The organism is Paenibacillus sp. FSL R5-0470 (genome assembly GCF_037975205.1).
Taxonomy (GTDB): Bacteria; Bacillota; Bacilli; order Paenibacillales; family Paenibacillaceae; genus Paenibacillus_AQ.
Map to the genome: position 1 here is coordinate 2,182,392 of NZ_CP150238.1, position 15,762 is coordinate 2,198,153.

7 protein-coding genes are annotated in these 15,762 nt (G+C 43.6%); 6 read left to right on the forward strand and 1 reads right to left on the reverse strand.

The window, feature by feature from the left end; translation table 11 throughout:
* Positions 1–3: 3 nt before the first annotated feature.
* Complete coding sequence (locus MKY99_RS09315) at positions 4–1,041, forward strand: NADH:flavin oxidoreductase/NADH oxidase (protein WP_042186618.1); 1,038 nt, start codon at positions 4–6, stop codon at positions 1,039–1,041.
* A gap of 163 nt (positions 1,042–1,204) precedes the next feature.
* Entirely contained in the window at positions 1,205–1,642 is a 438-nt protein-coding gene (locus MKY99_RS09320; protein ID WP_081383065.1) for a helix-turn-helix domain-containing protein, read from the forward strand.
* Between the two features lie 122 nt (positions 1,643–1,764).
* Here MKY99_RS09320 and MKY99_RS09325 read toward each other — a convergent pair whose 3' ends face one another.
* Positions 1,765–2,349: a GNAT family N-acetyltransferase gene (locus tag MKY99_RS09325; RefSeq protein WP_339270056.1), complete on the reverse strand. Its 585-nt coding sequence runs from the start codon at positions 2,347–2,349 to the stop codon at positions 1,765–1,767.
* 257 nt (positions 2,350–2,606) lie between these two features.
* Between MKY99_RS09325 and MKY99_RS09330 the strand changes: the two genes are divergently transcribed.
* From MKY99_RS09330 to MKY99_RS09345, 4 genes are all read left to right on the forward strand, one after another.
* Positions 2,607–6,365, forward strand: a complete 3,759-nt coding sequence (locus MKY99_RS09330) for an alpha-L-arabinofuranosidase C-terminal domain-containing protein (RefSeq protein WP_339270057.1) — start codon at positions 2,607–2,609, stop codon at positions 6,363–6,365.
* A 259-nt stretch (positions 6,366–6,624) separates the two neighbouring features.
* Complete coding sequence (locus tag MKY99_RS09335) at positions 6,625–7,146, forward strand: serine acetyltransferase (RefSeq protein WP_339270059.1); 522 nt, start codon at positions 6,625–6,627, stop codon at positions 7,144–7,146.
* Positions 7,147–7,256: 110 nt separating this feature from the next.
* Positions 7,257–9,089 (forward strand): UbiD family decarboxylase, encoded by a 1,833-nt coding sequence (locus MKY99_RS09340; protein WP_339270060.1) that lies wholly within the window; start codon positions 7,257–7,259, stop codon positions 9,087–9,089.
* A gap of 418 nt (positions 9,090–9,507) precedes the next feature.
* On the forward strand, positions 9,508–15,696 hold the full coding sequence (locus MKY99_RS09345; protein ID WP_339270062.1) for an SGNH/GDSL hydrolase family protein: 6,189 nt from the start codon (positions 9,508–9,510) through the stop codon (positions 15,694–15,696).
* Positions 15,697–15,762: the final 66 nt, after the last annotated feature.

Below are 15,762 nucleotides of genomic sequence, written 5' to 3' on the forward strand. Positions count from 1 at the left end.
ATCATGAAGAACTTGTTTACCCCTTATGAAATGAAGGATTTGAAATTGAAGAACCGCGTGGTTATGCCTCCAATGTGTCAGTATTCAGTGACTAACAAGGACGGAATTGCTACCGATTGGCATTATAATCATTACGTAAGCCGCGCCATTGGAGGAACAGGATTAATTATTATTGAAATGACCGATGTAGAGCCTGATGGCCGAATTACTGATTTTGACCTTGGCATTTGGTCCGATGAGCAAATACCTGCATTGGCTAGAATTGTTGATGCTTGTCATGCTTATGGGGCAAAAGTAGGTATTCAAATTGCTCATGCTGGGCGTAAGGCTGAAGATGCAGCAGTTCCTGTATCCTCTTCTGCCGTTCCATTTGATGCTGACTCCAAAACACCACGTGCCTTAACGACTGAAGAAGTGAAGGGTATGGTTGAAAAATTCCGGTTAGGCGTGAAGCGTGCGATTCAAGCGGGGTTTGATGTTATCGAGCTTCATGGTGCGCACGGTTACCTTATTCATCAGTTCCATTCACCATTAACAAATCAAAGAACAGATGAATATGGCCAAGATTTGACCTTGTTTGGTACTGAAATCATTCGTGCAGCGAAAAGTGAAATGCCTGAAGGAATGCCATTGATCATGCGTATCTCAGCTCAAGAATATGTAGAGGGCGGATACGGCATTAAAGAAAGCTTGGCATTTAGTAAAGCTTATAAAGAAGCTGGCGCAGATATTTTCCATATCAGTGCAGGTGGTGAAGGTCCTATCGCGGCTGCTGGCAAGCCAGGAACACATGCGGCGTATCAAGTTCCTTTGGCAAGAGAGATCAAATATGGTTTGAATGTACCGGTGATTGCTGTAGGCAGATTGGATGAACCTGCTCTTGCTAATGCAGTCATTGGGAATGAGGAAGCAGATCTTGTTGCGGTTGGTCGGGGGATGCTGAGAAATCCATATTGGACGCTGGAGGCTGGGGTTGAGCTTCAGCAAGACCCTAGTATTCCTCGGCAGTATGCCTTTGGATTTCCTAGAATTAAAGGCTAAGGAATAACGAACTAAATGGAATCATTTGGAAAGACCGACTTCTTGGAGAAACGGTCTTTTCTCTTTTTTGGATTAAGCTTGGCACAATGGATGTGGAGTGTAGTACTATTATATAGAAGAAAAAATTCATGAATAGTCATACGCTCAGGAGATGAAGAGATAGATGGACAAAATTCTTAACAATGACCTTATCGCGAATTGGTTGACGTTAACGCATATACAAATGAATGTGACGAATGAATTAGAAGTTAATTTGCAAGCGAATCATGGATTATCTTTAAAAGAGTTCTACTTATTATTATTCTTGTCGGAAGCCCCAGAGAAAAAACTGAAATTGCAGAAACTTGAATCCATGGTTGGTTTAAGCCAAAGTGCCGTTTCACGTTTAGTTAGCCGGTTTGAAGCCAAGGGCTGCGGAGCTTTAGAGAGAAAAGCATGCGACAGTGATCGCAGAAGTATTTATACCTCCCTAACCTCCATTGGTGAGGCCAAGCTCATCCGTGCTCAAGAAACCTTTAAAGACACGCTAATGACGGCATTCCCGGAAAAAGATGTGGAACAGCTTCTAGCGCAAATGCTTCGTATGAAGCAGCAATCATGAATCAGCTCAAAAAAACCTCTGTTTAGGTAAATGGATCGTATCTCCATTTCCCATGCAGAGGTTTTTGCTTGTGCTGTAATCTATCAAAAGTGTGCCAGCATTCATTAAGCCTTCTATTGCCATTACCGCTTAGAAAGTTGGTAATAATTATAGCTTTCATTTTCAATCGTAATTTCATTCATTAAGTCGAAGTCACATTTTTGTATGACTCTATTTGAGGGCGTATTGTGTACCAGAGCAATAGCGTTTAATACATCGGTAGAAGTGTGCTCAAACAAATACTTAATTAACCCCTCGGCAGCTTGTGTGGTATACCCTTTGCCCCGATGATCCTTGGATATGGCATACATGATTTCTCTGTTCGGAGCGGGTAATTCATCCTTCATTCCTGTACAGCACCAACCGATAAACTCATTCGTCTCTTTTAAAATAATGCCTAAACGAAGACGAAGCTCCCCGATATTTCCATCCGCTGTGACCGCATGTAGAAACTGTTGGTTTTCTTTTATTTCATAGTTTATTAACCAATCTAGCCGTTGTTCTTTAGGAACATTCCAGTCGGGCAGAAATTCTATGATTTCAGGCTGCGTGGTAAGTGCGTGAAACTCGTCTAAATCCTCCACTCTAAACTCTCGTAACAGGATATCTTTACATTCAATTGTAAATAAATCGCGTTTTATTGTTTTATAACCTACATGGTTATTCATATTTCATCTCTCCTTCATACATTCAAATTCATTTTATCATGAATAAAAGGGTCTATTTGGTAATTTTTAATTATAAAAAAGTTTTCTTTTATTTCACACAAATATTAATTAGTTAATATATTAATTGATTATAAAGTGTGTTATTATGTTTCGTATAAAGGTTAAATGATTCACGGATGTAGCGGTTTTGTCGTAGTAATCAGTAGATTGGTTAGACTTTTATGATTTCTAATACAAAAGATGACAGGTGATCTCCTATGAACAATGACAACAGTAACAAATCTATTAATGGTAACTTGATAGCGCATTATAAGTTTGATAACCCCGATCATGTGGGTCAAGATTACTCGGGGAATGGGAACGATGGAACCGCTTCAGGGACTAAGCTGCCATCCATACAGACTGTAGCGGGTAGAAGTGCTGTTTCACTAGCGGGTGGAGAACATGGCACATCCTATATTTCTTTGCCAGATGATCTGCTTAAAGAGGTCAGCGACCAAGCTGGCCTTACTGTCTCGACTTGGATGCATGTAAGTGCTGGCGGGAGCTTATGGGAAAGACTGTTCGATTTCGGCAAAGGCGAGACAGGACCCTATATTTTTTTAACGCGTAATTTCCGGGGGACTTGTTTTGCGGGGGAAGATTTAGTCGCAGATCCCGGTAAATCCTTTGCTGCTGGTGAATGGGTGCACGTTGCCTTTGCGGTCACAGGAACAAAAGGTGGAACACTAAGCAGTGCAGGACCTGTGATGTATGTCAATGGTGAGATCGTTGCGGATGGAATGATAAGTCAGACTTCTAGCGGTACATATGCTAAACTACGCACGTGGTTTGCTACATTTGAGGATCAAGTGAATTATAGTAACAATACGATCGGCAAGTCCCAGTACGCTGCAGATGTAGATTTTGGCGGCTCTCTTTCGGACTTCCGTGTATATAAAGCGGGATTAACGCAGGACGAAGTGATTGAGATTATGTGTGAGTCTTTGACAGATGAAGAGATCGTTAAGCTCGCAAAAGATAAATATTTAACCTTCACTAGTTCAATCATCACCAAAGATATCGAATTACCAGCTTCGCTCATGGGTGGAAAAGTTGACGTGTCCTGGGTATCCAGTGACTCAGCAATTATTTCTAATGCGGGAGTTGTGAATAAAACCGTCCATTCTGCTAAAGGTGTAACGCTTACAGCAGTTTTGAAAAAAGGTGACAGTACAGCAGAGAAGAGTTTCACCGTGTCTGTGCTCCCAGAAGGTTTGCCACCCTACACCTTAACGATCGACGGAAACCATGAGATTTTGGATGTTAGCGAAGTTCTATATGGCCTATTCTATGAAGATATTAATAATGCGGCAGATGGTGGAATTTATGCAGAGCTAGTGCAGAATCGTTCCTTTGAGTCGTTTGCTTTTGACAGCTATTCGCATGTATGTGGTGTGCACGGGACTTCAACAGGAAGAAATTATACACCTCTTCATGCATGGTCCGGTGACACGGACAAAATGACGGTTCATCATACAGGCGGATTAAATGATTTCTTCGGAATCGAAGATAAAGATATGAATGCGCATTATGTGACAGTGGCAGATGGCGCGACGATCAATAATAGAGGCTTTGCGGATTCCAATCAGCACTGCTCAATGTTTATTAAGAAGGATGCTAAGTATAACTTCACGATTTGGGCGAAGGCAGAGGCAGCGGGAACAATCACCCTGCAATTGCTCGACAAAGATGGTAAAGCCATTAGTGATGCAACGGTAGTTGAGGTGAACGGTGACGGTAACTGGAAGAAGTATGGTGTAGAGTCTAAGCTTGTATTAACAGGGTCTGAAACTATACTCGGTCAGCTGGCGTTAACCTTTAATGGTGAGATTTCCATTGATATGGTCTCCTTAATGCCGGAAGATGTTTGGGGCGCTGGGGAAGAAGAACGTTCTGCTACAGCTCACGCTAACTATAAGGGGAATTCAAACTATAGATTAAGAAAAGATTTAGTGAATGCACTTGTTGATCTTCATCCTACATTCTTACGTTTCCCGGGGGGCTGTATTTCTGAAGGCTCTCACATTTGGGAGAATGTGTACGATTGGAAAGAGTCTGTCAACGATATTGAGCTTCGCAAAGAGAACTATAATGTATGGGGCTACATGATGACCATGGGTCTTGGATATATGGAGTATTTTCAATTAGCCGAAGATTTGAATGCAACACCACTTCCGGTTATGGCCTGCGGCGTACTCTGTCAAGCTCGTTCGGATTATGCGAATCCAGCTGGCGGTGCGTTAAGAGATTATTATGTGAAGAACTTTACGGATCTGATTGATTTCGCGATTAGCATGGATTTTGACAATAACGAGTGGGCCGCTTTGCGTAAAAAGATGGGCCATGAAGCAGCGTTTGACCTGCGTTACTTGGGCGTGGGGAATGAAAACTGGGGAACAGAGTTTTTTGCCAACTTCGAGTATTTTAAAACAACGATTGACGAATATATGGTGAAAAACTACCCTGATCATGAACTGACCATTCTTTCTACGGTTGGCGCACAAGCAGATGACGATGCTTATCAGCAAGGCTGGAAATTCCTAAGCGGAAATCTACAGGGCTCGGAACAGATCAGCTTCACGGATGGAACATCAAGTATTGAAGAGACGGTTACCTGGTATGAGAAACAAAAAAACTACATGGATACGATTGCGGACGAGCATTACTACCGTTCCAACGGGTATTTGTTAGAGAATGCGGATCGCTACAATTACTATTACAGAGCTTATAAAGAAGACGGCAGCTTGGACGAGGCTGAAACTTCGAAGGTTTTTGTGGGTGAATATGCTTCGACAGATAAAAATACATTGGCAGGAGCGATTGCTGAAGCGGCGATTATGTCCAGCTTTGAGAATAACTCTGATGTGATTAGACTAGCTGCAACGGCACCTTTGTTCAATAAGGTATTAACAGATGGTACCTACAGATGGACACCAGATTGCATTTGGTTCGATGATGAAACTGTATGGTACACGCCGAACTACTATGTTCAACAGTTGTATGCTAAATATCTCGGCACCAAAGTGGTTGGCACATCGTTCTCGACATATCGCAACGGGGAAAAGGTAGACCTCATTCCTCACGGAGGAATTGAAGTGGCTGCCGGGAAATCATCTGTAGTTGTGAAGCGGGTGAAGGTTACTTCGAATACGGATGGCAGCGTTATGCTAGAGCAAGATTTTACACAGCCGCTGCATGAAGCTTGGAAAGTCATTCCTGGTTCTGCCGGATATACGATTAATCCTTCCAAAGGTCTAGTCTTGAAGGCACAGAACAGCGGACTGAATGGATTGTATATTCTCAATGACGCGTGGACTAATTATAAAGTAGAGGTCGTTCTTGAAAAAGCTTCCGGCGAAGATGGCTTCTATGTAGGTGCAGGTCTGACAGACATTTCACCGGAAAATAAAGATGTTATCGAATATGCGATTGGCTATAATGGCGATGCCACAGGAGTCAAGGTGTACAAGCAAGGGATTGAGGCTTATACACTCGGCGATTATTCCTCTAGTACAGCAGCGGGTAACCTTAGAGCTAGTTGCTATGAAGAGCTAGCGGATCATACGGAATATACCATCACTGTTAATTATGGTGGAGCAGATGGCAAGCATTTGATTTGCTCTTACACAGATGGCAAGACAACAAGCAAAGTGCTTGATTATAAGCTCGAAGCGTATAACAGAGAAGTATACAATTCCGTTACTAAAGATGATAAGCATCTCTATGTGAAGCTTGTGAACGCGGATCGTGTAGAGAAAGCAACGAAGCTTGATCTAAAAGGCTTAAACGTAGCTACTACCGGTAAATGGATTACTTTAACGGGCGATGCTTCGCTAGTTCACACACCTAATGTGAACAGAAAAAATGATGAGAAGGTTACTCCAGTTGAAACGGAAATCAGGTTTGATAAAGACACTGCAATTGTAAATCTAGCTGCCCATTCTGTGAACGTGATTGTTCTGGATCTTATTTAATAGAAAAGATAGCATTCAGCGCGCGCCGATATCACCTCGGCGCGTGTTGTTGTTTAGGAAGGCTTGTAATCGGTTGATGTTTATATAGGGAGAACTGTCCACTTCTTGATGAATCTCTGAATCTAACATACACTGGTGAAAGCACAATCACCCGAATGACTCTCCATCCTGCGATCCTCCCAGAATATTTTTGACCACACTAATGCTTTCATTTCACGAGAATATAGTTCATATCTTGCCCCTATAGGAGGATGATACAATGATGAAATTATTCAAAACGGACTGGAAGGCAAATCTAAAAAATCCACAAACGATTATGGCTTTGTTTACTTATCGTTTTGGAAATTGGGTGTATTATCGGGTGAAAAGTGGCCTGATCCGCAAACCTTTGTGGCTCCTATATCGCATAATGGATGTGCTTTTTGTTCGAATTGTTGCCAGTGGAGAGCTTCATGCAGAGGCTCAAATTGGTGATGCACTTCATTTACCGCATGGGTTAAATGGCATTATCATTAGTCCTAAAGCGGTGATTGGCAACAACGCTACTATTTTTCACCAAGTGACCATTGGGGGGAGAAATAACTTAGGGGAACCCGTGATTGGTGATAGAGCATTTATCGGAGTAGGTTCTAAGATACTAGGCCCGATTACGCTGGGGAACGATGTTAATATCGGAGCTATGTCTGTTGTGGTTAAGGATGTGCCGGATAATGCTTCAGCAGTAGGGATTCCTGCTAGAAATATTTTGCGAGATGAACCCAAACCTGAGAATACAAGATAACGGCGGGATGTTCTATTACATAGGGTATCGCTTTATTTTAATAAGTTACAGGGTATAATTAAAGCATCCAAGAAATCTTGTAATAACCTTCTAGAGATCGGAGTAATGAAATGAAATATAGCAATTTAGAAGAGTGTGTTAATGATTTAGAGAAACATGGACATTTGGTTCGTATTCGTGAAGAAGTGGACCCTTATCTGGAGATGGCCGCCATTCACTTGAAGGTTTATGAAGCTGGTGGTCCTGCATTATTATTTGAAAATGTAAAAGGCTCAAAATTTCGTGCCGTATCTAATCTTTTTGGAACGCTAGAGCGTAGTAAGTTTATCTTTCGGCGTACTTGGAACTCCACACATAACGTAATTGCACTTCGTAACGATCCTATGAAGGCACTTAAGAATCCTTTTAAATATGTAGGGACAGGACTATCCGCGAGAAAAGCATTGCCTATTAAAAAGCCGGGTGGTCTACCAAGTGGTTTTCAGGAAATCAGTATTTCTGATCTTCCGCTGATCACACATTGGCCAGAGGATGGTGGCGCTTTTGTCACATTGCCGCAAGTGTATTCCGAAGATCCAGACAAGCCGGGCATTATGAATTCCAATCTGGGGATGTACCGTGTGCAGTTGAATGGTAATGATTATGAGCTCAACAAAGAGGTTGGCATTCATTATCAAATTCATCGGGGTATCGGCGTGCATCAAGAGAGAGCTAATCGAAAAGGAGAACCGCTTAAAGTGAGCTGTTTTATCGGCGGACCTCCTGCGCATACGTTATCGGCTGTAATGCCATTGCCAGAGGGTATGAGTGAGATGATCGTTGCCGGTTTACTTTCGGGACGTCATTTTAGCTACAGCTATGTAGATGGATATTGTATCAGCAATGATGCGGACTTTGTGATCACAGGGGAAATTCATACTGGTGAGACGAAGCCAGAAGGGCCATTTGGCGATCATTTAGGCTACTACAGCTTGGTGCATCCTTTTCCAGTAATGAAAGTACATAAAGTGTACGCTAAAAAGAATGCAATCTTTCCATTTACGGTTGTCGGCAGACCCCCACAAGAGGATACCGCTTTTGGTGAGTTAATTCACGAGTTGACGGGCGGAGCTATCCGACAAGAAATCCCGGGTGTCAAAGAAGTTCATGCAGTAGATGCTGCAGGTGTTCATCCCCTTTTGTTTGCGATTGGCAGTGAACGTTATACACCTTATCAACAAGTGAAGCAGCCAGCTGAGATTCTTACGATCGCGAATCGGATATTAGGCACAGGTCAGCTTAGTTTAGCTAAATTCTTGTTTATTACAGCCGAAGAGAAACAACCTATCAGCACACATGATGTTGAGGATTTCTTGACGTATATTTTAGAGCGAATTAATCTTCGCAGAGATATTCATTTCTATACGAATACAACGATTGATACCCTTGATTATTCCGGTACAGGACTAAACAGCGGAAGTAAGGTGATTTTCGCTGCGGTTGGGGAGAAGAAAAGAGAACTATGTACAGAGGTTCCTGACATACTTGAAGAACTACAGGGATTTGGACATGCAAAGATGGTGATGCCGGGTCTCGTGGCGCTTCAAGGCTCTAAATTCACTACTTACGCTGAAGCAGCGCAGGAAATGAACAAGCTTAGCGAAGCGATTCAAGTACAGGGAGCACTCCCATCTTGTCCGATGATTATTGTGTGTGATGATAGCGAGTTCTTAAGTGATAGAATTGAGAATTTCCTATGGGCGACGTTCACACGCAGCAATCCTTCTCATGATATATATGGCGTGAACAGTTCAACGGAGTATAAGCATTGGTCATGTGATAACGTGATTATTGATGCGCGTGTAAAACCTCATCAAGCGCCACCATTAATTCCGGATCCAGCGGTTCAAAAGCATATCGAACGATTATTTGCTCCAGGTGGGAGCTTAAACGGTAAGATCTAACCATAACTCAAAGACCTTCTTGGGAAACCAAGGAGGTCTTTTTGCTGTTTTTTGAAATGATTTTACTCAAATGAAATTAAAAATGTATAGACGTATTCTGGGTTTTATGTCCCAGCTTGTCACAAAATCGTAGGATTTTATAACTAGAGGCGAGTGAATTGAACGGTTTAGTGTATGATAAACTCTGTTTTTTAAATGTTCATAGTGAAACTTAGGTGGTAGTATCGTGTTGGATATGAGTGCATCTGGAAATAATTATCCAGAAAAGTGTCTGAGCAAGGAGGAGGGGATACGCGCACGAAGTGAACTTATATTTGAAGAACGAATGACAATGAAGCTTATTGTAAGCGTTTACTACAAAAGGGCCAGATGCGTACTAAGTTCTTTCAATCATAAGAAAGCGGGTGAAGCACGGAAGATGAAGAGAAATAAAATGGGGAATAAAATACTTATTGTGTTATTGTCGTGGGTCTTCATTTGTTCATCTCTATTTCCCTCTACAACATTTGGAGTGCAACCAGCCAGTGCGGATTCAGGTCCAATAACTTTGCGATATGATTTTGGAACGGCAACAAGTCCTGTAATGAGTGGTTATACAGCTGTGCATGAATCAAAGTTGTATACGAAGGAGCTAGGATATGGTTTAGATCAGGCGGTTGCCTCAAGAAATCGCTCGGGCGGAGATGAACTGACTAATGATTTTGTACTGGGATTGTCCTACGCCTTTCTAGTGGATCTTCCTAATGGGGATTACGATGTGACTGTATTCTCAGGAGATTTATTGGCAGGCACAAGTACAACTAAAACTACAATTACCTTAGAAGGTGTTACGGCTGGTTCAATAAGCAGCAAGCAGGCTGTAAATCAAGCCACTTACCGCACGACTGTCCAAGACGGTCAACTAACCGTTGGCATCACGGGTACAGGGGTTGGCGGGTATTTAAATGGACTTATGATTCAGCAAATCGTGCCGGGTCCACTGCAGGCTCCTGAGGGCTTAGCGGTTACGAATCTCTCGCCCACTGCGGTCTCCCTCGGGTGGAGCAGCGTGACAGAAGCAGTCTATTACAATATTTATCGGACAGAGCTTCCTAGCGGGACCATTCAATCGATAGATCAAGTTGCTGCGAACAACTACGTGGATTCAGACGTAAATGAAGGCAGTGGCTACATTTATAATGTGTCTGCTGTTAAAGGCAGCGGTGAGGAGTCTGCTTTGAGTGCACCTGTGACGGTAGATGAAATTCCGGGGGCAGAGGTTCCGGCAGTACCAACGGGCCTTTCGATTGTCAGCGTGGGTGCGAGTTCTGTTCAGCTAAGTTGGAACAACGTGGCGGGAGCTACCCGTTATACAATCTTAAGGTCTGATTCAGCAGATGGATCCTTACAGGAGATTGGCCAGTCGGAGACGGCGACATTTACGGATGTAGCAGTGGATACCTCTAAACGCCAATATTATGGGGTAAAAGCTGCTAATGCCCAAGGAGAATCGCAGTTATCTAACAAAGTTGAAAGTATGGTATACACGCCACCTGTAACATTGCCAGAAGGAAATGTATATTCCTTTGATTTTGGCCCAGGTGCTGCGGCGGAAGGTTATCTTAAGGTCGATGCAGGGGTATCTTATTCCTCTGCGGTTAAATATGGATTTACGGATATATCAAAGGTAACTGGTGTAGACCGGGGAACCACTGATCCTTTGCGATCGGATTTGGTAGTCCCTAAGGATACTACCTTTAATGTAGATTTACCGAATGGTGACTATACTGTGTCACTTATCGCTGGAGATAGCGCCGGAGACACAGACATTGGCATCAAAGTAGAATCGATCCAAAAAGTTCAGCAGACAAGTAAAACAGCTGGTCAGTATTTGGAAATGAATTTTGACATCGCTGTGGTGGATGGACAAATGAACTTGGTATTCTCTGGCATGAAGCCTAATATTAATGCACTGGTGATTACTAAGCAGCCAGATCGTCCTGCTAATGAATTGCCTGCAGTTTATATTGCGGGTGATTCAACTGTGCAGACTTACGATCCTTACTGGATACCACAGGCTGGCTGGGGACAAATGATTCCTGATTTCTTTAGTGAGGAAGTAACTTTTAAGAATCACGCTATCGGAGGCCGCAGCTCTAAGTCATTTATTGCAGAGGGGCGGCTGGATGAAGTACTGAGAAAGATACAGCCAGGTGATTATTTCCTTATCCAATTTGGCCACAATGACGCAACGATCAGTGTTCCTGATCGGTATGCCTCTCCAGCAGATTACAAAAATTATTTAAAAACGTATGTCGAGGGTGCCAGACAAAGAGGAGCGACTCCGATTCTGGTGACCCCGATGGGCCGCAGAGATTATAATGCTGCCACGGAAAAATTTAATGTGAGTTTCCCTGAATATGTGCAGGCGATGAAAGAGGTAGCCAATGAGCTGCATGTGGAATTGGTTGATCTTAGCGCGCTAAGTGTCGCTTATTACAATTCGATCGGTTTTGCAGCTACACGCTCTGTATTCCTTCACCTCGATGCAGGGATATATGGTGCTTTCCCGAATGGGTCAGCAGACGATACTCACTTTCAAGAGTACGGAGCGATTCAAATGGCTCGTCTGCTGGCCAAAGGAATAGAGCAATTAAACATTCCACTCTCCAGCTTTGTACAGGACATTAAGCAGCCAGAAACAGTGCCTGCCAAGCCACAAGGTCTTGTGGCGGGAAGTATCAGTAATGCAGGTGCAGTACTGAAATGGGATAAAGTAGAGGGTGCTGATATTTATAAAATCTATCGTAAGCTAGCGTCCGAAGCTGAAACTGCTTACGCATTGGCGGGAACTGCTACTGTTCCAACTTTAACATTAAGCGGAATGGCGGAAGGTAACAGCTACTCCGTTCGAGTAACTGCAGTAAATGGGTTAGGTGAGTCTGAGCCTTCAGATGAAGTTAAGCTGACTACGAAGTCCGCTCAATATCGTTATGATTTTGGACCTGTTGGCTCACCCGTTGCCGCAGGTTATACGGAAGTGAACCGTAATGTACTTTATACAACAGAACGTGGTTATGGCTTGTCCTCAAGTGAAGGTATGAGTGATCGAGATCGCGGTAGTGCAACTGATGCCCTTCGTAGAGATTTCGTGATCTATTTTGGAGGCTCGTATGAATTTAAAGTTGATTTACCGAATGGTTATTATTCCGTTAAGACCTATACCGGAGATTGGATTGGTTCTACCAAGACGAATGTAGCGATTGAAGGCAAAGATTATGGAACAGTCTCTTCAGGTAAGGAAAATATTGCTGAGAAGCTGTATAACCAGATCGCTGTCAAAGACGGTCAGATGAATCTTGTTTTTAGTGGCACAACGGCTCATCTCAATGGACTGGAAATCACACCGCTATTATTAGCCCCAACGAATCTGAAACTGGGTAGTCTGGACTTAAACAATGAGCCTATCACAGCTAATCTTTCTTGGGATGGTATGGATGGTGCGCTAAAATACCGAGTGTATCGTCAGGCAACGGTTGCGAATAGTTCAGAGCTGCTGGGCGATACAACAGAGCCGCTTTACACAGATACCACTGCGGATATCGGTATGGAATACATCTATACGGTAACTTCGGTGGACAGCACGGGACTGGAATCCGTAACATCTAATGCCTTAAAGGTGTCTATGATTGATCCAGCTGTAGCAAAAGCAGCCGTACCTAGTGGTCTAGCAGTACAATCTACGAACAAAAATGATGTGACCTTTACGTGGAATGAGGTATCAGATGCAAGGATGTTCAACATTTATCGTGCGAAATCCGCGGATGGTGAGTTCATTCTAATCGGCAAATCATTCGAAGCTTCATACACAGACACGACCATTTTAAGTACAATTCCTTACTATTACAAAGTTGCCTCGGTAAATGCAGGCGGTATCTCTGATCTTTCCGCTTCGCTGGAAACCTCAGCGGTGACAACGCTATACCGGAAGATGGAAGCGCTGGATCGTGCGCATGTTGCGGTTAAGACAGATGCGGGTGTTTATATCAGCTGGCGGATGTTAGGTCTGGATTCAGAATCGATTGGATTCAATCTGTATCGTGGGGAAGAGAAGCTAAATGATTCGTTAATTACGCAAAGCACGAACTATCTCGACACTTTCGGTACAGCTGACGCCAAATACAGAATTACATCAGTAATCAATGGAGTCGAAAAAGCGGCTTCGGAAGAATTCAGCGTATGGCAGAAGCAATACCTATCTATCCCCTTGCAAAAACCAGCAGATGATTACACCAAAGATGGTCAGCCTTATACGTATAGTGCAGGGGATGCAAGTGTAGGGGATGTGGATGGTGATGGGGTGTACGAAATCATCATGTTATGGTCGCCTTCGAACAGCAAAGATAATTCCCAGGCAGGTTACACAGGACTAGTCTATATGGATGCTTATAAGCTAGATGGTACACGTTTATGGCGGATAAATTTAGGGCCTAATATCCGTGCTGGCGCGCATTATTCACCATTCATGGTTTACGATTTGGACAGTGATGGGTGTGCTGAGATTATGCTGAAGACAGCAGATGGTACGGTTGATGGTCAAGGTACTGTGATCGGTGATGCTAGTGCAGACTATCGCAATAGCTCGGGTTATGTGCTCCTCGGCAATGAGTATTTAACAGTGTTCGAAGGGGCAACAGGCCGGGCTGTGGATACGGTTAGTTATGATCCGCCGCGTGGTGACGTAGGTGCTTGGGGCGATGCCTATGGTAATAGGGTGGACCGCTTTTTAGCCGCCGTAGCTTACTTAGATGGTGAACAGCCAAGCGTGATTTTCAGCCGTGGATATTACACAAGAACTGTACTTGCAGCGTATAACTATCGCGGAGGTAAGCTAGAGAAGGTATGGCGATTTGATAGTAATGAAGAAGGGTATGGCGATTACGCAGGGCAAGGAAACCATAACCTTTCAGTAGGAGATGTAGATGGTGACGGCAAGGACGAAATAACCTTCGGCGCGATGGCGATCGATGATGATGGATTGCCACTGTATAATACAAAGCTTGGTCATGGGGATGCGATCCATTTCGGAGATCTTGATCCTACCAGACCGGGGTTGGAGGTCTTTGATGTACATGAGCATACCGATTCCAAGTATGGTATTGAAATGCGTGATGCAGCTACAGGGGAAACCATATGGGGTGTGTTCACGGGAATTGATACTGGACGCGGAATGTCAGCAGATATTGACCCGCATTATACCGGTGAAGAGGTATGGGCTGCAACGATTACCAATGAGGTGCAGATTCCTGTTACAGGCATATATAGTGCACAGGGAGAGCTAATCACGAATAAGCTGCCTTCTTCTACGAATTTTGGCATTTGGTGGGACGGTGATCTTTTACGTGAATTGCTGGATTCTAATCGAGTGGATAAGTGGGATTATACGAACCAGACAACAGCTAATTTGTTGACGGCAACTGGAGCCTCTTCTAATAATGGCACCAAGGCGAATCCAAGCTTGCAGGCGGATCTGTTCGGGGATTGGCGTGAAGAAGTGATCTGGCGAGCAACGGACAGTTCTGAATTACGAATCTATACAACAACGGATATGACAGATTATCGTATTCGCACTTTGATGCATGATCCGATCTACCGACTGGGAGTGGCTTGGCAGAACGCGGGTTATAATCAACCTCCGCATCCTGGATTTTTTCTTGGCGAAGGCATGGAACAACCAGCAGCACCTAAAATTCAATATGTAGGCTCGCCTGTGGAAACAGAGGACACTACGACGCCTGTAATCACTGGTTTACCTTCTATTCAAATGAGTGAATCGGATATCTTGAAGGTACAGGTCGTAGCAGAAGATCCTGAGTCTGGTATTCGTAGTCTGGATATCACCTTTGATGGAAAAGAAGTTGTCTATGGAGATGAGATTCCACTCAAAGGACTTGCGGGATCGCATACGTTCATCGCAACAGCTGTGAATAACGCTGGACTCTCGACGACTGAACAAGTAATTGTGGTCGTAAGTGGTCCTCAGAAGGCAACAGGAGTTCCGGGACAACCGGTTCTATCCAATAACAATGGGCAGGATACAGGACTCTTGGACGGGGATTACAAAATCACAATGAATATGTGGTGGGGCAATAACGGTACGGTCTACAAGCTTTATGAGAACGGTACCTTGATTGACACGCAAACCTTACGTGACGACTCCCCAACCGCACAGACCGCAGTGACTAGTGTTACTGGAAAAGAAAACGGTACCTACACCTACACGGCTGAGCTAACCAATTCTTTTGGAACAACGGTATCTACTTCTCATGTGGTTACTGTGAAGGATGCTGCGCCAGGTAAGCCAGTGTTATCTAATGACAACTGGGATGGTGATGGAGAGTATAAAGTGACCATGAATCTATGGTGGGGGATGAACGGCAAAGTGTATCGCTTGTATGAGAATGGAGTGCTGATCGATACACAGACTTTAACAGCAAATACTCCGAATGCCCAAACGGCTTCTACTTCGATCACGAATCGATCTCCGGGTGTTTATGAATACCGTGTAGAACTGATGAATGATCAAGGCGTTAGTGAAAGTACAGTTATGAAAGTCTCGGTAAAATAATTAAGCAATAGTTAAAAAAGCGCCTACGTCGGTAATATCCGGCTAGGCGCTTTTTGAGGTTATCTA

Bases quoted from the DNA above. Each gene is read 5' to 3' on its own strand.
- MKY99_RS09315 (WP_042186618.1), top strand. From the start codon at position 4: ATGAAGAACTTGTTTACCCCTTATGAAATGAAGGATTTGAAATTGAAG.
- MKY99_RS09320 (WP_081383065.1), top strand. From the start codon at position 1,205: ATGGACAAAATTCTTAACAATGACCTTATCGCGAATTGGTTGACGTTA.
- MKY99_RS09325 (WP_339270056.1), bottom strand. From the start codon at position 2,349: ATGAATAACCATGTAGGTTATAAAACAATAAAACGCGATTTATTTACA.
- MKY99_RS09330 (WP_339270057.1), top strand. From the start codon at position 2,607: ATGAACAATGACAACAGTAACAAATCTATTAATGGTAACTTGATAGCG.
- MKY99_RS09335 (WP_339270059.1), top strand. From the start codon at position 6,625: ATGATGAAATTATTCAAAACGGACTGGAAGGCAAATCTAAAAAATCCA.
- MKY99_RS09340 (WP_339270060.1), top strand. From the start codon at position 7,257: ATGAAATATAGCAATTTAGAAGAGTGTGTTAATGATTTAGAGAAACAT.
- MKY99_RS09345 (WP_339270062.1), top strand. From the start codon at position 9,508: ATGAAGAGAAATAAAATGGGGAATAAAATACTTATTGTGTTATTGTCG.